We start from the raw sequence: 16,603 nt of genomic DNA, 5'->3' as shown, positions 1-16,603 counted from the left end.
GCTCTACACTGTAAAAGCATGAGCAGGGAAATTCATCCGTTAAAAAATTCGGCGCTTGAGAAGGCCTTGGCTGATTTGGCCGAATCCGACAACAAAAAAACCCGGCAGGCTCTCTACCAAAGCTTTCTAAAAAGCTCCCTGTTCGTCCCCGGCACGCCTCCGGAAAATCCCCAAGACCAGGATCATCAAATTGAAATTTTGAAAAACTCCCAGGGCCAAGCGGCGCTGGCCGTCTTCACCTCGCGCGAAGCGGCGATTCAATGGAAAGAAGAGGTCACCTGCATCGCCGCCTCCGGCCGTGAAATTGCGGCGCTCGCCGATGAGGCCGGCGTCGAGATTATTCTCATCAATATGGCCGGGCCCGATCCGCGCGGTTTTTTAACCCGCGCCGAAATTCAACTGCTGATTCAAGGATTTTCCGCGGTCAAAGAAACCAACGGGACCATCACGGCCGAAGCCTCGCGAGAAATTTCCGTCAATATCGAGGAGCCGCCCGGCGGCGTCGCTCCGCAGCTGGAGCGTTTTTTGCGCCTAAGCCTGGATTGCCAGCCGGCCGCGCGCGCCGCTTATCTTTTTCAAGCCACTTATGAAGGCGGTGATCCCCACCTGGTTCTGGGCGTAGAGGCTCAGGGCGATGAAAACGACTTAGCTCGTTGGTTGGAGTCCATGGCCACGCCCATCGCCAAATACCTGCCGGTCGGGCAATACATGGATTTCATGCTCATCGACCGGGCCATGGCCGAAAAAATCCAAGAGGCCATCAACCCTCTTTGGCAGCGGGCTTAGCTCCCGCGAAAATCGTCCGGATCACATCTTCCACCGCCGGCTCTTCGATCGTAATGTCTGAAATCGCGGGCAGGGTTTTACCCGAACGTTCCAAGAGCTCCGCCGCCGAAGCCGAAACCCGTTCCCGGGCGACGTTAACTTCAGCGGCAAGCCCGGAGCCGTTGATGGCCGTCAACCCGGAATCCTGAAGGGACCCCGGAGCGGGCGCTTGCGCAAAATCAACGCGTATTTTTTTGGTTGGGGCGTACTGATCAACAAGTTTCTTCAGCGGACCATCGTACAACAGCCGCCCCTGATCGATGATCAAAACGCGGCGGCAAAGCTGGGCGATGTCTTCCATGTTGTGGCTGGTGAGCAAAATGGTCGCCCCTCGGCGTTGATTGTACTCTTGGAGAAATCCCCTGATTTTATTCTGCATCACGACATCCAAGCCCAACGTCGGCTCATCAAGCAGCAGCAATTTCGGCCGGTGCAAAAGCGCCGCGGCCAGTTCCGCCTTCATGCGCTGGCCCAACGAAAGCTTTTTAGCGGGCACGTTCAACAGTTCGGAAAGCTCCAGCAACTCAACCAATTCCCCCAGGCTTTCCTTGTAAAAATCGTCCGAAAGTTCGTAAATCTCTTTGTTTAACAATAAGGATTCTTCAATCGGTAGCTCCCACCACAATTGAGAACGATTGCCGATCACCAACGTGATTTGCCGCAAAAATTCGTAGGGGCGCTCACGGGGAACAAAGCCCAGCGTGCGCACCAAACCGGCGTCGGGGTGAAGCAAACCGGAAATCATTTTCAGCGTCGTGGTTTTGCCCGCGCCGTTGGGGCCCAAAAACCCGACCAATCCCCCGCCGGGGATCGTAAAACTTAAATCCCGAACCGCTTCCACCATCGTATAGTGACGGCGAATGAGCGCGGCCAGCGCGCCCATAAATCCCGGATTGCGTTTGGGAATCTTAAACGTCTTAGAGAGCCCGTTAACAACGACCGCCGAGGAATCCGGGTTCATTGCTTTCATCTTATCGTTTTTGTTCCGCCTACCTGTTCCGTAACTCCTTGGATGATCAAAGCATGTTTATTACAATGAATTTGCGATGGACGAAAACGATAGCTGGTTGAAGCGCTTGCTGGGCTTAAACGGCCATGAAGAAGACGGCCTGGGCCGGCCGGCGCCGCAGGGATTCCAATCTCTGGAGAAAGCGATTGTTACGGCTCTTCTTTGGTGCGCGGCCGCTATTTTGATGCTGCGCTTCAGAAATCCGGAGCTGGGCCTGGTTTTAGGCGCAATCGCCGTGGCCGTCACCGTCGCCATTTGGAAGAGGAGGTCTTGATGTATTTCACGCTAGCCGCAATTATCGCCGCCGTTCTGCTCATTTTAAACAGAAACAGCTGGCTCGACTTCAAACACGGGGTTCTCTGGGATCAGCTTTCCGTGCTGTTGGTGCGCTATGCCGGAGGTTTGTTCGCCTTGGCCATCATCGCGACGTTGGCCGATGACGCGGTTGTCATCGTTCCGGCCGGCCACCGGGCCGTTGTTTATGATGTGCTGCAGAAAGGCGTACGCCCCAAGCCGCTGGGCGAAGGGTTGAACTTTGTGATGCCCTTCGTGCAGCAAGTGACGCTCATGGACGTGCGCGTTCAAAAAGACACGTACGATGCCACGGCCCAATCCAAAGACCTCCAAACCGTTCACTCAAAAGTCACCTTAAACTACCGTCCCGATCCCGGTCAAACGCCTATCATTTACAGGGATTTCGGGCTTGGTTATGCGGACAAGGTGATCAGCCCCGCTGTTCAAGAGGCCATTAAACAAGCCACGGCCCGCTTCACCGCCGAAGAACTCGTCACCCGGCGCGACGACGTCAAACGCATGATTCGCGACGTGGTCGATCACCAGGTTCGATTCGCCCATATCAAAACCGAAGAAATCTATATTACGGACTTTGAATTCTCGCGCTCCTTTGCGGAGTCCATTGAGCAAAAGCAGGTCGCGGAACAGCAGGCTCTGAAAGCAAAACGCGACCTGGACAGAATTAAGGTTGAGGCCGAGCAAAAAATCGCCACGGCCCGCGCCGAAGCCGAATCGCTGAAAATGCAGCGCGACGCGATCACGTCCCAGCTCATTCAATTGCGCCAAGTCGAGGTTCAGAAACTGGCGATTGAAAAATGGAACGGACAAATGCCCCAGGTCATGATGAGCGACAAAGGGGCCACCCCGTTACTTGATTTAACCAGCATGCGGCCCGGCGGCCACTAAGCGCAGCGGCTACTGGACGATCCGCTTTCGGCGCAGATCGTTAATTCTTTCCGTTTTTAACCCCAGGCCGCGCAAAACGCCAAGCGTATCGCGGCCCACGCGAAACGGCTTAAGCCGCGTCTTTATTTTGGACCGGGAAAAAGCGAAAGGATGCCCGATCATTGGGAGCGCTCCTTTGCGGACTCTTCCCCGCGCCTGAAGATGGTCGTTGGTCAAAGCTTCATCGAGCGTCAAAACAGGCGACACGCAGGTTTCCGGGCCTTCCAGGATCGCACGCCATTGCTCAAGGGTCTTGGTCTTTAAGATCGTCGACAACTCTTTTCTTAAAAACTCCCAGCGCCCGATATCGCCTAGGTATTGTTTCAAATCCTCCCGGCCGACCAAGGTCAACAGCCGTTCCCGATAAACCATCTCCACCGCGCCCACGGCCAAATGCCGCCCGTCGGCTGTTTCATATACGCCGTAAAAAGGATCGCGCCCGGCCAATTGCAGACAGCCGCGTTTTAACCCGCCGTTAGCCAAATGCTCGGCATAGGGCAAAAACATCCAAGAAAAAAGGCCGTCAAGAATGGCGGCGTCGACGAATTGCCCGCGCCCGCTGATCTTGCGCTCATAAAGAGCCGCAATCACGGCGATCGCGGCGAATAAACTTCCCCCGCCGATATCGCCGATGGGCAACGGCGCAAGAACGGGCGGCCGGCCGGCTTCCCCGACCAAAGACAGCAAACCGGCGTAGGCCAGATAATTGATGTCATGGCTCGCCCAATGGCGCATGGGCCCGGTTTGCCCGTACCCCGACAGCGAGCAATAAATAATCTTGGGGTTGACCCGGACGATGTCCCGGTAGCCCAGACCGATTTTCGACAGCGTGCCCGCGCGAAAACCCTCGATAAAAACATCGGCTTGCTTGGCCAATCGTAAAACCAAGCGCCGCCCTTCTTCTTTCTTGAAATTAATAACCGCGGATTTTTTACCGCGATAGAGTGTCGCGGAAAGCATGGCGTGTGCCGGTCCCGAAGGAAACCATGCCAATAAAGGATCGATCATTTTAGGCATCACCACATTGGTTACTTCCGCGCCCAAATCAGATAAAACCATGCTCGCGAAAGGCCCGGGCAAAATCCGGCTCAAATCCAAAACCCTGACCCCGGAAAGAGGAGGCTTGGCCGAAACCGCGCCAAATGTCATATCAGAAATACCATAATAACGTACGGGAGCATTATTATGTCTGAAAAAGAGCCCTTCTGCGAGGTTCCTGCTTTCAACGCCTCATCCGAAGAAATGGCCGGAATCCTAAAAACAGCCAAAACCATCGCCGTGGTCGGGCTTTCCCCGAAACCTGAGCGGCCCAGCCATGATGTGGCCAGGTACCTGAAAGCTCGGGGTTACAAAATTATTCCGGTTAATCCCGGGCACAAAGAAATTCTGGGCGAACCTTGCTACCCCTCGCTTCTCGAAGTCCCGGAAAAAGTGGATTTGGTGGATATTTTCCGCGAGACGGCGGCTGTTCCCGACATCGTGGATCAAGCCATTAAAATCAAAGCCAAAGCCGTTTGGATGCAATTAGGCATCATCCACAATGAAGCCGCTAAAAAAGCGAAGGCCGCGGGCTTAAAAGTGGTCATGAACGCCTGCACCAAAGTCGAACACATGGGGCTTGGCTCATGAGGAATCTGTTCTTCCTCCTGGGATTAATCGTGGGCTGGCTCTTGGCCTCGGTTGTGCCCCCTCCCAATTGGCTCGCCCATCGAGTCGAAGGCATCGTTGAAACGGGTCGGGATAAGATTGAAGAAAAAGTGCAGGAGCAAAAAGAAGCTATTAATGAAAAACTTCGCGGCCAAGTCGAAGAAGGCGCCATCGACCTGCAGAAAACGCTCCAAAAGCAATAACCCAAACACCGTTGAACGCGATCGCCGTTGAAACATCGGGCACCTATTTAAGCTTCGCCATTCTTAAAAACGGCCGGATAGCGGCCAAATTATTCTTGGATGCGGGATGGAACCATGAAAACATTTTTTGGCGGCGCTTCCCCCCGGCCCTCAAAAAGACGGGCCTGAGGCTGAACAACCTTGATTTTTTAGCCGCAACCACCGGACCGGGCCGCTTCACCGGAGTACGCTTGGGCCTGAGCATCATCAACACCTGGGCCGGCCTTCATCAAACCCCCGTTTTCGCGCCTTCGGTCGGCGATCTGATGGCCTGGTCCTGCGGCGGCCCTAGCCGTCTGCTGCGCGTCGTGGCGTTCAGCGGAGCCTATGTGGCCGCCGAAGAATCCCGGCTGAAGGCTTATCCTGCACTTGAGGATTTATTCGCCAAAAAAGCTCCCGGTAAAACCGTGACGGCGCTCTACTACGTTCAAGAAAACCTCAAGGAAAAAACCGTGGCCCTGGCGAAACAATTCGGATTCAACCCTAAAGAAGAAATTCCCAGCGCAGAGCGGCTTTTATCCATGGCTTTAGCCGCGGCCAAAACGGATCGACGCTGGATCAAGCCCCCGCAATTGCCCAAACCGATTTATCTAAAGAATACTTGGAACGCGCCGACGCGCCGGAAATAAAAATTACTTAGGGAATTTTTCAAGCAGTTTGCGGATGGCTTCATCGGTTTCAGCGGTTAATTCCACATCAGCCAAGGCATCGGTGGCATCCATGGCTTTTTTACCGGTCTGCGCAGGCATTAATTTTTTGGCCCCGTCTTTGACTGATTTGACCACTTTGCCGGCCACGTTTAAAACCAAATCCCCGGCCGCGTCCGTGCCTCCTCGGGTGGTGACGCCGGATTCCTGGCGTTCATAAAGAACGGCTCCGTTGTGAGCGTCCACCAGTTTCAACCGAATTTCCACTTTACGCTGGCTTAAAGCCACGGCGCTCTTAAAGGTGAACTCCACCAGGGTTCCATAACAAAAACGATCGGCCGGTATTTTTTCCCGAAGCCGTTCGACATCGATCGCGCCCAATTGCCCGCCGTCCGTTACGCCCATCTCTTTTAATTGAGCGTCTATTTCTTCCATCGGAATAAGAAGATGCCCCTTCTTTCCCATCTCTTTAAAAAGAGCCACCCGAACCAAAGACGGCGCCTCAAGATCGTTGGAATCGTTGGCCAGGGGAAACAGGGCTATTCGATGATTTGAGATCAGACCGGTTTTTTTGGAGGAAGCCGCGCAAGCGGCCAAGACTACGCATAAAAAAACAGCCAGGATTGGTCTCATGCGTACACTAGTTTACATCACTGCTCAAGGCAATCAGCCGATAAAGTTATAATAAGAGTGTCGCTTGGACCCGGAAACGGGCCGAGACGGTTATGATGAACGATCATCTTACGCCTGCCCAAAAAATCACCATTGCCGACGTTCAACGTAAAAAACTTGAACGTCAACCCATCACGATGCTCACCGCCTATGATTACCCGACGGCGTTGGCCGTGGATCAGGCCGGGATCGACTCGATTCTGGTCGGGGATTCGCTCGGCATGGTGGTTCTAGGCTATGAAACGACGTTGCCCGTCACCATGGAGGACATGATCCATCATGCCAAGGCCGTCTCCAGAGGCGCCAAACGCGCGCTCTTGATCGGTGATATGCCGTTTCTATCGTATCAAGCCTCCGTTGCCGAAGCCGTCAAAAACGCGGGGCGGTTCCTTCAGGAAGCGGGGATGGATGCGGTCAAACTCGAAGGCGGCCGGGAAATGCTCAACGCGGTCAAGGCCATTATCGCCGCAGGGATTCCGGTGATGGGCCATTTGGGGCTGACCCCTCAATCCGTGCGTAAATTCGGCGGTTTTAAGAGTCAGGGGCGAACCGCGCAAGCCGCTTTAAAAATATTAGACGATGCACTGGCTCTTGAGGCAGCCGGGTGTTTTGCCGTTGTTTTGGAATCCATCCCGGATCGAGTGGCATCGTTTATTTCCCAGCGCTTGTCCATCCCCACCGTAGGCATCGGCGCAGGCTCAGGCTGCGATGGGCAAATTCTGGTGCTCCACGATATGCTCGGATTTTTTGACCGGTTCACCCCGAAATTCGTCCGGCGCTACGGTCAATTACATCAAAACATAGCCGGCGCTATCGCCGCTTATAAAAAGGATGTGGAAACGAAAATGTTTCCGGTCCATGATCACGCTTACGCCATCAATGATGCCGAATGGGAATATTTTTTGAAGGAGGCCGAACATTCCTATGCGGGTCGTCACTGATCTCAACGAACTTCGCCGAGCGAGGCTTGCTCTGACCGAGCCCCTTGGTTTTGTACCCACGATGGGCTACCTCCACGAAGGGCATCTATCGTTGGTTCAACGGGCCAAGGAAGAATGCGCCTCGGTGATCATCAGCGTCTTCGTCAACCCGGCCCAATTCGGCCCTCATGAAGATTTTGAACGCTACCCGCGCACCCTGGATCATGATCTTCATATGCTCAAGGATCTCAACCCCGATCTTGTCTGGGCGCCTTCTGTCGGAACCATTTACCCTGAAGGCTTTCAGACCTATATCAATGTCGAACGAATGTCCCTGCCCCTGGAGGGAACGGTCCGGCCCGGGCATTTCCGCGGCGTGGCCACGGTTGTCGCCAAGCTATTTAATCAGGTTCAACCTCAATACGCTTATTTCGGGCAAAAAGACGCCCAGCAATTGACCGTCATCCGGCGCATGGCCCTTGATTTGAATATGCCGGTCCATATTGTGGCCTGCCCGATTATCCGGGAAGCGGACGGCTTGGCCATGTCGTCAAGAAACGGTTATTTAAATCCGAATGAGCGCCGGGCGGCCGTGATTCTTCATCAAGCGCTCGAAGCGGCGCGCTTGGCTTATAACCGGGGAGAGCGCCAGCCCGAAACGCTTAAAAGCGCCATGCGCAAAATCATCCTCAACGAACCCCTGGCCAGAATCGACTATGTTTCCATCAGCCGCCCGGAAACGCTTGTGGAGCTTGACGTCCTGGGCCCGAACGCGCTTTTCTCCCTGGCTGTGCGCATCGGCTCAACGAGACTAATCGATAATTTTCTTCTTGAAGCGGGGCGCTGGCAAACAGGCCGCTTATCGTCCGGGAGTCTTTCCTATGCTGCTGGCCATTGATATCGGCAACACCAATATCACCCTGGGTCTCTTTGACCGGGACAAACTGAAAAGCTCCTGGCGCCTGGCCACGAATCATGCCAGCACAGCCGATGAATACGGGTTGAAAATTCTGGGCCTGCTCCGTCACGAAAACATCGACCCCGCAGCCGTCGCCGGAGCGGTCTTAGCCTCGGTTGTGCCGCCGTTAACCGGATTTTGGATGGAACTTTGCCGCCGTTACTTGGGCGTTGAAGCGCTGGTCGTGGATGCCGGCGTTAAAACAGGAATGAGCATCCGCTATGACGATCCCAAAAGCGTGGGCGCGGATCGAGTGGTGGATGCGGTGGCCGCTTTCCGACTTTACGGCGGACCGGCTTGCATCGTTGATTTCGGCACAGCCACCACCTTTGACGCGATCTCGGAAAACGGCGACTATTTAGGCGGCGCCATCGCCCCCGGAATCGGCGTCGCCACAGAATCCTTGTACAAGCGCACGGCTAAACTGCCGCGCATCGAAATCGCCAGGCCGCCGTCCGTCATCGGGAAAAACACCGTTCATTCCATGCAAGCGGGCGTGCTCTTCGGCTATGTGGGCCTGATTGAGGGGATCGTGAGCCGTTTCCGAAAGGAGTTGGGCCCGAGCATGAAAGTGGTGGGCACGGGCGGCCTCCTCGATCTGATTGCCGCGGAAACGCCGGTCATTGAAATCAAAGCGCCCTGGTTGACTCTTGACGGGTTGCGCCTGATTTATGAAATGAATATGCCGCAGGCAAAATACCCTCCCAAGCAAAAAAAAGCCGTGAATTTAACGGGGGCCCGATGACCACGATTGCTTCCTGTCCCCCGCTTGAGAATAAACGCCTGGTCTTAGGCGTCACCGGCAGCATCGCCGCTTATAAAGCCGCCTATTTGGCCAGCCGTTTCACTCAGGCCGGAGCCTCGGTGGACGTGATTTTAACCTCATCCGCGGCCAAGTTCATCACGGCGCTGACGTTTCAATCGCTCACCGGCCGTCCTGTTTTTACGGATTCGGATTTATGGGGCGCCCAAGCCCATGTCCTGCACGTGGGTTTGGCCAAAAATGCCGACGCTTTGATCATTGCCCCGGCCACAGCGAGCCGGTTGGCCAAGCTGGCCCATGGACTGGCGGATGATTTGCTCGGCCTGACCGCGCTCTCGGCGCAATGCCCCATTGTCGCGGCCGCGGCCATGGATGCAGGCATGTGGATGAATGCCGCCGTCCAGGATAATGTCCGGCTTCTTAAAAAACGCGGCGTGATTCTCATTGATCCCGAAGACGGCCGGCTCGCCTCAGGCCTGACGGCAACCGGCCGGATGGCTGAGCCCGGCAGGATTTTCGGACGCCTGCGTTATTGCTTGAGCCGCCGAGGCCCGCTTCGGGGAAAAAAATTTCTCATTACCGCAGGCCCGACCCAGGAGCCCATCGATCCGGCGCGCGTGTTGACCAACCGGTCTTCGGGTAAACAGGGGTTCGCCCTGGCCCAAGCGGCCCTGGACCAGGGGGCCGAGGTCACGTTGATCGCCGGGCCGGTTGCCTTGGCCACGCCGGAAGGAGCCGCGCGCCTCAACGTCAACAGCGCTCAAGACATGGCCGACGCGGTGCTTAATGAATTAGAACGGGCGGATGTCCTGATTATGGCTGCAGCCGTGGCTGATTTCAAACCGAAACGCCAAGAAACAAAAAAAATAAAAAAAGAACATGGTTTGCGCGTCATCGAGCTTGAAACGACCGCAGATATTCTTCTTGAAGCCGGGCTCCGTCGACGGCGACAGGGATCGCCTAAAATCATCATCGGGTTCGCCGCGGAAACCGAAAATTTATTGACCAATGCCAAAGCCAAAATGAAGGCTAAAGGCCTGGATTTAATCGTGGCCAACGACGTCGCAGGGCCTGACGCCGGGTTCGACGTCGACACAAACAAAGTCACGCTCCTGACCCCGGACCGGCCCCCTGTCCATCTTCCCCTGGCCTCAAAAGCCGAAACCGCTCAACAAATTATCGAGCGGGCGGCGGCCTTGCTCAATCAAGCGAATTAAAAACCAGCCTCAGGTTTGACGCCGCAAAAATTACCCTAGTGCAAAAATGCTTTTCTTGAGTCAAAATATCAAAGAGCCATGCGTCGACTACTGATCATCACCTTTTTCCTTGCCGCCGGCAGCCGGTTTGCCTGGGTCGCATCCTCTGCCATCCAAGAGGAGGAGCCGTTCCCGCGCATTTCCATGCACCACTACCTTAAATACATGCTTTATCAGCGCTCCGACGAGCCCGAAAAAGCCCTGACCGAGCTCATTCTGGCCTATCAGACCAATCCCATGGCCTACGAATTGCTTGAAGAAATCGTGGAAGTGGCCCTGGACTTGCGCCAAATCGAAATCGCCAGGGTTTATTCCCAAATCGCCCGGCAAATAAAACCCAGAGACGCCTCAAGCCTCTATCTTGAAGCCCAGGTGCTCCAAGCCATGGGCCGCACCAAAGAGGCGTTGCGGGCTCTCTTGGAAGCCAGAGCGCTCAAACCCCAGGACCCCAACATTCTTCTGGGCCTGATTTCCCTTTACGCTTCACTCGATGACAGGCGCAACGCGCTGCAATACCTTGACTCCTATCTGAACGTTTCCCCGCCCAACGCCGACCTCCTCAAAATCAAAGGCTACTACGAAATGGAATCAAACAACCCGGAATCCATGCACAGCTACCGCCGGGCCTTTGAAGAGGACCCCGATGACGCGGAAACCGTCGACGGCATGATCAACGCCTATAAAAAATTCGGGAAACTCGACGAACTTTGGGGTTACCTCAACCGCGCGTTGAGCGAAGACCCGCAAAATAGCCCGTTACGCCTGAAACTCTGCGCCGTTCAAGAGGACGAGGAGAGCAAACGCAGCTGTCTGATGGAGGTTTTAGAGCAGGAACCGGATAATATCCAGGCCATGGGCCTGTTGCTCGATATGCTGGAGAAAACCGAGGCCTGGGATGAGGCGCTGGCCGTGCTGCACGAACACCCCGGAATCGCCCGACGAGAAGCCGTCTTCGCGCTGAAAGAAAGCTTTTACCTGCTTCATCTGGATAATCTTCGGGCCGCGGTCGGCGTTTTAGAGGAACGGCAAAAACTGTTCCCGGACAATCACGATATCGCTTATTTTTTGGCTTTAGGCTACGAAGACCTGGGCGAATACGCCAAAGCCAAGAATACCCTGGCCGAGCTCTATAAGAAAAAACCCGACTGGCAGGAAATGGCTTATGCCTATGCCTTGATCTGCGGGGAGCTCGAGGATTACGCGTGCATGGAGAGCGTCTTAAACGATCTTTACTACCGCATGCCGGATGACCCGGTTTTTTCGAATGCCCTGGGATTCACCTGGGCTGAGATGGGCAAAAACTTGGATGAAGCCCATCGGTTGGTCGCCAAAGCGGTCCAAGCAGACCCCAAAAATCCGTCCTATCAAGACAGCATGGCTTGGGTGCTTTTTAAAATGGGCCGCACGAAGGAAGCGCTTGAAATCCTTGAGCGCACCGCCCAAGACAGCCATGAGCCTGAAATCATGCTGCACTTGAGCCAACTCCAAAGCAAAGGAGGCAAAGACCGGGAAGCCTGGCTTTCCTATTTCTCAGCCAAATTCGAAATGAACAAAAGCCGCAAAAAAAGCGTGCGGCTTCTCTCCCATATCGCTGTTCTTGAGCCGATGCTGGATAAAAAATTCAAACCCCGGCCCGCGGAAATCTTCACGCGTCAAATCGCGACGGCCCAGGATGGATTCGCCGGACAGTTTCGATGCGAATTCGCGGCCAATAACAAACAGGCCCTGCGCGTTAAAATGGCGCTGAGCCTGCCCAAAGACAGCGGGCAGATCAAAGTTTTGTATTGGCCGCCCGGAATGATGACGCCCTTAAACAGCGAGGATGTCGCCGCTAATTTACCCCAAAGCAGGGAATTTTTAGCTGAATTTGAGTCCGCTCTTCAAGAATTTTTCGCCCGCCACTCGTGGCTGAACAAAGAAAAACACAGCCGCTTGCGCTGGAAAATCATGAACGACTACTCCGTGCGCGCAAAAGGACCGCATCTACGCCTAGAGTTCATGGATTTTTACCGGGAATTAAGCCTTAATTCGGCGCAGGGAACCAAAGGGGGGCTGGTGCCGCGCACCATCAAATTGGACGGCCGCCTCATCCGCGCCACCTGCGAAGCCCTGGACTACGTCAAAGAGTAAATAACCATCCTCCCGCTCTTCATTAAACGCTAAAATTCCTGATGATGATTTCTACCGATCATGAGTCGTCCCTTGCTTTCTCCTGGACCAAAGGGAGCCGGCGCGAAACCCTGGCTGAAATGGTCGGGGAGTGGAAGAAATCGTCCCAGCCGCTGGGTTTCCTCAAGCCTCCGGATGCCGATGACATCAAGACCATAAAGTCCGAGCTCAACAAAAAACGCAAGCTCGGTTTTAACAATTACTGCATTTTGGGGATCGGAGGCAGCGCCTTGCCGGTCAAATCCTTGATTCATTTTTTCTCCGGCCGCGCCAAACGCCCGGAAATCTGGGTTTTAGACACCATTGATCCGGCGACCCTGACAAAACATCCGGCTCTGACCGAACGACTCGATCAAACCCTGTTTCATATCGTTTCAAAAAGCGGTTCCACCCTGGAGGTGGAGCTCCTCAAACAATTGACCGTCAAGGCGGTCCAGGGCATCGATAACAAAAACTGGAAAGAGCGGTTTCTGGTCACCACTACGCCGGGCGCCGGCAATCCCCTTGAACGCTGGGCCGCGAGGAACAGAATTTCCGTCCTCCCCTTGCAAGAGGATATCGGCGGGCGCTTTTCAAGCTTTTCTCCCGTCACCTATGTCGCCGCCGGGCTGATGGGCCTTGATTTGCCTTCGATCAGCCGCGGCGCGGCGGCCGCCATCGAACATTGCGATTGGGCGCTGAGCTACGCCGATCTGCTCGGCCGCGAAGTCAAGGCCGGTAAAAAAATTCTGGGTTTTTTCTTCTACGATGACCGCCTGCAGGAATTCGGCGAGCTTCTGCTGCAGCTGGCGGCCGAATCCCTGGGCAAAAAAGGCCGCGGGCCGGCGCCGCTGAAATTCATCGGAACGCGGGACCAACATTCGCTGCTGCAGCTCTATTTGGACGGGCCGAAAGACAAAGCCGCGACAATTTTAAGCTCGGATGAATCCGTTGGGCAAGAATCTCCCGCGGCGATCGATCCGGACAGCCTGGCGGCGATCGAGCGTGCCTTCCGCGCCTCCTGCGAAGGCACGGCGCGCTCGCTTGCGCAGCGCGGAATCAAAGTTCTGCGCATCAACATCAAGCGCCATGACGAAGCCGCTTACGGCGAGTTGGTCCAATTTTTCCATCTGGCGACCGTGGCCATGGGCCGGCTCTTCGGCATCAATCCGTTCGATCAGCCGATGGTCGAACTCCAAAAACAATACACCCGGCAGCTTCTTCAACATCATTGATCGCGCTTCTCCTTGTTTTATCCGCGTTTCCCTCCTTCGCGCAAATCGCCGATGACGCCGCCCGGGCCAAGAACGAAGGCAACGTTCATTTTTTCCGGGCCCAATTCGCCCGCGCCGAAAGCGCGTTCCGCTACGTTCTGGCGCGGGATTTAAACGATAAGGAATCCCGGATTTCCCTGGCTTTAAGCCTGGAGGCTCAAGAAAAACACCGGGAAGCCTTCGCCGTCTGGACGGCGCTCAATGCGGAAGCCGGCTCTATCGACCCCTTCATCCTCTACCATCTGGGCCGCAATCATCTGATGCAAGGCAATTTCTCCCTCGCCCAGGAGTCTTGGACCAAGGCCGTGGGGTTCTTGACGCCGCCGGAAAATGATTCGGAACAAGCGCTGCTTCGGCTCATCACATTGATGCTGGCCGTGACCCAGCATATCAGCAAAGATTACGGCGGATCCAATGCCAATTTAGATTACTTAGCCGAGCAGGAACGGGTCTCCTTGGGAGCGGCCCGGTATTTGGAAGGCATGAATTGCCAGCATTTAAAAAGAGCGCCCTGCGCGCTCGAAAAACTGCGCCTCGCCCTGAGCATCGACCCCACACAGCAAGAAGCCCGCCGTTTTTTAGCCGATATCCAAGCCGGGTATGGGGATATCGACAGCGCTTATCTTGACGCCCGGCGTTACCTTTCGGCGGAAAAAGACCCGGCTTACGAAAAGATTTTCAAAGCCTACGCCGCCCACACCTTAAAACCCGTGGATGTGTTGTTGGCGGACCGGGAAACGGGTTTTGCCACGGCTTGGCCCAGGCTGGTCAAAGACGCCCTGACCGAACGAAGCCCGGCCCTGCGCGTCGGACTCTTTGCAACAGCCAACGGCGAACCGCAGGCGCTTTCCGAACTCAGCATAATCGCCGGGTCCTCATTTTCCGTCACCCTGGCGCAAGAAGGCGACTTGGCCAAAGGAAAAACGGATGAAAGTTGGCGCGTGCTGTTTCTATCCACGCCTACGGCCATGATCGCTCTGCTGAAAGGAAACCAGGAATTTAGAGTGGCCAACAGCGTTCTCTTTAAAACCGATGACCCGGCCCGCGGAAGCTTCCTGATCAAAGGAGCCCGGCCATGGGGCCTGACCGAATCCATCCGCTCCGATCTTCAGGTCCGCGGCCATGTCTTGATCGTCGCCCGACAAGAAGGATTCTTCGCGATCAACGAAATCGGGCTTGAAGAATACCTATTCGGCGTTTTGCCCTATGAAATCGGCGGGTCGAGCCCGGAAGAAGCCTTGAAAGCCCAAGCCATCCTGGCGCGATCCTATGCGCTCTGGCGCCGGGACCAGGATCGCTACCATGCCCGGAAAAATCATCCCTTCGACGCCTGCGATCAGGTTCACTGCCAGGTGTACAAGGGTTTTTTAGGCGAAACCCAATCCGCCAATGAAGCGGTGCGCGCCACCTTCGGGCAAGTCGTCAAGAAAGACGATGTCTTTTTTCAAATCTGGTACCACGCCAGCTGCGGGGGCTTGCTGCGCGACGGCGACAGAAAGGACTTGCGGCCGGGCGCCCATTCTTTGGCGCCCGGTCTTGACGCCGCACAATCGATGGCTCAGTTAAACCCGCAGCAATTGACCCAATTCCTCGAATTCGCCCCCTTCCAAAAAACCGGGGCGCAGTGGTGCTTTGAAACGGCGCCACGATTTTCCTGGGTCCGCTTCCTCAGCATGGAGCAACTCGCCCAAAAAGCGCGCAACGCCTACCCGGAAATCGGCTACCTCAAATCCGTAGCCATTGAGGAACGCGGCTTCGACGGACGCGTCCGAAGAATCCGGCTGTCGGGAAACAAATCAAGCCGCATCATTGATGAAGATTTCGCCATCCGCCAAGCCCTGGCTCCGGGGGCGCTGCGCTCGGCGCAATTTACCATGATCCCCATCCGCATCAACAAAGAACAACGCTACTTTCTGTTCATTGGACGGGGCTACGGCCACGGCCGGGGCGCGTGTCAAGTCGGCATGATCAATCAAGGCAAAGAAAAAATCTCCGCCGCGCAAATCCTGAACCATTACTATCCCGACGCCAAGATTGAACACGCGTATTAATGCGGCCGGCGGTCAAAAAACTAATTCGACGCTGAGCGGGCCGCTGCCGGGGTAATATCCTGCAATAAAAGAGCGGCGCCGGCGAGCGTGCCCTCTCGATCCGTCACGGGAACGCAGGAAAACCCCACGATTTTAGACGGGTAACGCTGGGTTTCCTGCCGGGCGATGGGCAGAGTGGTCTCGATCACTTGATTGATCGAATGGGCCAATTCCGGCCAACTATTCGCCAACTCATCGAGACGGCCCCCGGCCGCCAGTTGAAAGGATTCGGTGTTTAAAATCTCCCTAGCCCGGGCATTGGCCGTTAAAATCATGTTATTGGGATCGGCCACGATCACGCCTGCATGAAAATTATTCACGGCCCACTCAAGAGCGGTATTTCTGCGAACGTTTTCTTCCAACGCGGCTTTTTCGAACGCCGAGCCGATTTCACGGCCCAGGATGGAAATCAACTCAAGATCGGCGTCCGTAAAACGGCCGTCCTTTTTGTTTAAAAATTCGATGGCGCCTTCCACTTTCTCGCCGAATAAAATGGGGGCGGCCACCACCGAACGCGTATCAAAATTGGTCCTCCTGTCCGCTGCGCCGGAAAAACGGGCGTCGCTTTTGACATCATCCACTTTGAGAGGCTCTTTGAATCGAACCACCCACCCCACCAAACCCTGCCCCACGGGAAAAGTGATGGATTTGAGCGTTTCCAAGGGGGCTCCATAGGCGGCCGATGGCGTCAATAAACCCCCCTCATTCATCAAAAAAATCGTTCCGCCCTCGGCATTAAGCGCCTGCGCGACCTTCATCAGCACGAAATCCGCTACGGCCTGGCGATCCCGCAGCAGGTGCACATTGCTCAAAACATCGCAGAGAATCCGGTAATGAAAAAGTCCTAACATCACCGTTATTATACCCCATCGAAACGACCGGCTTCGGGGTAGGACTTTAGGGCAGGCTGATC

At 55.2% G+C, this 16,603-nt stretch carries 17 protein-coding genes; 13 read left to right on the top strand and 4 right to left on the bottom strand.

Annotation, left to right across the window (positions count from 1 at the left end):
- Positions 1-18: 18 nt before the first annotated feature.
- Positions 19-786 carry an enhanced serine sensitivity protein SseB C-terminal domain-containing protein gene (locus tag HYT79_01120; GenBank protein ID MBI2069176.1) on the top strand — a complete coding sequence of 256 codons (768 nt, stop codon included), beginning with the start codon at positions 19-21 and terminating at the stop codon, positions 784-786.
- Here HYT79_01120 and HYT79_01115 read toward each other — a convergent pair.
- Positions 761-1,786 carry an ATP-binding cassette domain-containing protein gene (locus HYT79_01115; GenBank protein ID MBI2069175.1) on the bottom strand — a complete coding sequence of 342 codons (1,026 nt, stop codon included), beginning with the start codon at positions 1,784-1,786 and terminating at the stop codon, positions 761-763. The two genes, HYT79_01120 and HYT79_01115, sit on opposite strands and share 26 nt — an antisense overlap.
- Before the next feature lie 85 nt (positions 1,787-1,871).
- Between HYT79_01115 and HYT79_01110 the strand changes: the two genes are divergently transcribed.
- Both HYT79_01110 and HYT79_01105 read left to right on the top strand, forming a co-directional pair.
- Entirely contained in the window at positions 1,872-2,108 is a 237-nt protein-coding gene (locus HYT79_01110) for a hypothetical protein (GenBank protein MBI2069174.1), read from the top strand.
- The gene (locus tag HYT79_01105) at positions 2,108-3,034 is read left to right on the top strand and encodes a prohibitin family protein (protein MBI2069173.1); all 927 of its coding nucleotides are present in this window, start codon (positions 2,108-2,110) and stop codon (positions 3,032-3,034) included. The genes HYT79_01110 and HYT79_01105 overlap by 1 nt, the downstream gene beginning before the upstream one ends.
- Before the next feature lie 9 nt (positions 3,035-3,043).
- Here HYT79_01105 and HYT79_01100 read toward each other — a convergent pair whose 3' ends face one another.
- Positions 3,044-4,222, bottom strand: a complete 1,179-nt coding sequence (locus tag HYT79_01100) for a CoA transferase (GenBank protein MBI2069172.1) — start codon at positions 4,220-4,222, stop codon at positions 3,044-3,046.
- 36 nt (positions 4,223-4,258) lie between these two features.
- Between HYT79_01100 and HYT79_01095 the strand changes: the two genes are divergently transcribed.
- The 3 genes from HYT79_01095 to tsaB are packed head-to-tail and all read left to right on the top strand — an operon-like array spanning position 4,259 to position 5,591.
- Positions 4,259-4,702 (top strand): CoA-binding protein, encoded by a 444-nt coding sequence (locus HYT79_01095; GenBank protein ID MBI2069171.1) that lies wholly within the window; start codon positions 4,259-4,261, stop codon positions 4,700-4,702.
- Positions 4,699-4,923: a hypothetical protein gene (locus HYT79_01090; protein MBI2069170.1), complete on the top strand. Its 225-nt coding sequence runs from the start codon at positions 4,699-4,701 to the stop codon at positions 4,921-4,923. Before HYT79_01095 ends, HYT79_01090 begins: the two co-directional genes overlap by 4 nt.
- Before the next feature lie 11 nt (positions 4,924-4,934).
- Positions 4,935-5,591: a tRNA (adenosine(37)-N6)-threonylcarbamoyltransferase complex dimerization subunit type 1 TsaB gene (tsaB, locus tag HYT79_01085; protein ID MBI2069169.1), complete on the top strand. Its 657-nt coding sequence runs from the start codon at positions 4,935-4,937 to the stop codon at positions 5,589-5,591.
- A gap of 3 nt (positions 5,592-5,594) precedes the next feature.
- On the opposite strand, the gene HYT79_01080 is transcribed toward tsaB, so the two are convergent.
- Entirely contained in the window at positions 5,595-6,242 is a 648-nt protein-coding gene (locus HYT79_01080) for a DUF799 family lipoprotein (protein MBI2069168.1), read from the bottom strand.
- A gap of 95 nt (positions 6,243-6,337) precedes the next feature.
- Here HYT79_01080 and panB point away from each other — a divergent pair, with 95 nt between their 5' ends.
- The 7 genes from panB to HYT79_01045 all read left to right on the top strand — a co-directional run bounded on the left by panB (position 6,338) and on the right by HYT79_01045 (position 15,651).
- Positions 6,338-7,222 (top strand): 3-methyl-2-oxobutanoate hydroxymethyltransferase, encoded by an 885-nt coding sequence (gene panB / locus HYT79_01075; GenBank protein MBI2069167.1) that lies wholly within the window; start codon positions 6,338-6,340, stop codon positions 7,220-7,222.
- Positions 7,206-8,099 (top strand): pantoate--beta-alanine ligase, encoded by an 894-nt coding sequence (locus HYT79_01070; GenBank protein MBI2069166.1) that lies wholly within the window; start codon positions 7,206-7,208, stop codon positions 8,097-8,099. Before panB ends, HYT79_01070 begins: the two co-directional genes overlap by 17 nt.
- A complete protein-coding gene (locus HYT79_01065; GenBank protein MBI2069165.1) occupies positions 8,083-8,904 on the top strand; it encodes a type III pantothenate kinase in 822 nt (273 codons plus the stop codon). Before HYT79_01070 ends, HYT79_01065 begins: the two co-directional genes overlap by 17 nt.
- Positions 8,901-10,139: a bifunctional phosphopantothenoylcysteine decarboxylase/phosphopantothenate--cysteine ligase CoaBC gene (coaBC, locus tag HYT79_01060; GenBank protein ID MBI2069164.1), complete on the top strand. Its 1,239-nt coding sequence runs from the start codon at positions 8,901-8,903 to the stop codon at positions 10,137-10,139. Before HYT79_01065 ends, coaBC begins: the two co-directional genes overlap by 4 nt.
- Positions 10,140-10,217: 78 nt before the next feature.
- Entirely contained in the window at positions 10,218-12,308 is a 2,091-nt protein-coding gene (locus HYT79_01055; GenBank protein MBI2069163.1) for a tetratricopeptide repeat protein, read from the top strand.
- 41 nt (positions 12,309-12,349) lie between these two features.
- On the top strand, positions 12,350-13,561 hold the full coding sequence (locus HYT79_01050; GenBank protein ID MBI2069162.1) for a hypothetical protein: 1,212 nt from the start codon (positions 12,350-12,352) through the stop codon (positions 13,559-13,561).
- Positions 13,558-15,651, top strand: a complete 2,094-nt coding sequence (locus tag HYT79_01045; protein MBI2069161.1) for a SpoIID/LytB domain-containing protein — start codon at positions 13,558-13,560, stop codon at positions 15,649-15,651. Before HYT79_01050 ends, HYT79_01045 begins: the two co-directional genes overlap by 4 nt.
- A 20-nt stretch (positions 15,652-15,671) precedes the next feature.
- On the opposite strand, the gene HYT79_01040 is transcribed toward HYT79_01045, so the two are convergent.
- Positions 15,672-16,541, bottom strand: coding sequence for a GAF domain-containing protein (locus HYT79_01040; GenBank protein MBI2069160.1), 870 nt, complete (start codon positions 16,539-16,541; stop codon positions 15,672-15,674).
- Between the last annotated feature and the right edge of the window lie 62 nt (positions 16,542-16,603).

This window comes from Elusimicrobiota bacterium (assembly GCA_016180815.1).
GTDB lineage: Bacteria > Elusimicrobiota > Elusimicrobia > JACQPE01 > JACQPE01 > JACPAN01.
The sequence above is the reverse complement of the archived record's forward strand: the minus strand, read 5'-3'. Positions and strand labels throughout refer to the sequence as shown.

What these genes read in the sequence shown, in the direction of transcription:
- HYT79_01120 (MBI2069176.1), top strand. Translation starts at nt 19, where the DNA reads ATGAGCAGGGAAATTCATCCGTTAAAAAATTCGGCGCTTGAGAAGGCC.
- HYT79_01115 (MBI2069175.1), bottom strand. Translation starts at nt 1,786, where the DNA reads ATGAACCCGGATTCCTCGGCGGTCGTTGTTAACGGGCTCTCTAAGACG.
- HYT79_01110 (MBI2069174.1), top strand. Translation starts at nt 1,872, where the DNA reads ATGGACGAAAACGATAGCTGGTTGAAGCGCTTGCTGGGCTTAAACGGC.
- HYT79_01105 (MBI2069173.1), top strand. Translation starts at nt 2,108, where the DNA reads ATGTATTTCACGCTAGCCGCAATTATCGCCGCCGTTCTGCTCATTTTA.
- HYT79_01100 (MBI2069172.1), bottom strand. Translation starts at nt 4,222, where the DNA reads ATGACATTTGGCGCGGTTTCGGCCAAGCCTCCTCTTTCCGGGGTCAGG.
- HYT79_01095 (MBI2069171.1), top strand. Translation starts at nt 4,259, where the DNA reads ATGTCTGAAAAAGAGCCCTTCTGCGAGGTTCCTGCTTTCAACGCCTCA.
- HYT79_01090 (MBI2069170.1), top strand. Translation starts at nt 4,699, where the DNA reads ATGAGGAATCTGTTCTTCCTCCTGGGATTAATCGTGGGCTGGCTCTTG.
- HYT79_01080 (MBI2069168.1), bottom strand. Translation starts at nt 6,242, where the DNA reads ATGAGACCAATCCTGGCTGTTTTTTTATGCGTAGTCTTGGCCGCTTGC.
- panB (MBI2069167.1), top strand. Translation starts at nt 6,338, where the DNA reads ATGAACGATCATCTTACGCCTGCCCAAAAAATCACCATTGCCGACGTT.
- HYT79_01070 (MBI2069166.1), top strand. Translation starts at nt 7,206, where the DNA reads ATGCGGGTCGTCACTGATCTCAACGAACTTCGCCGAGCGAGGCTTGCT.
- HYT79_01065 (MBI2069165.1), top strand. Translation starts at nt 8,083, where the DNA reads ATGCTGCTGGCCATTGATATCGGCAACACCAATATCACCCTGGGTCTC.
- coaBC (MBI2069164.1), top strand. Translation starts at nt 8,901, where the DNA reads ATGACCACGATTGCTTCCTGTCCCCCGCTTGAGAATAAACGCCTGGTC.
- HYT79_01055 (MBI2069163.1), top strand. Translation starts at nt 10,218, where the DNA reads ATGCGTCGACTACTGATCATCACCTTTTTCCTTGCCGCCGGCAGCCGG.
- HYT79_01050 (MBI2069162.1), top strand. Translation starts at nt 12,350, where the DNA reads ATGATGATTTCTACCGATCATGAGTCGTCCCTTGCTTTCTCCTGGACC.
- HYT79_01040 (MBI2069160.1), bottom strand. Translation starts at nt 16,541, where the DNA reads ATGTTAGGACTTTTTCATTACCGGATTCTCTGCGATGTTTTGAGCAAT.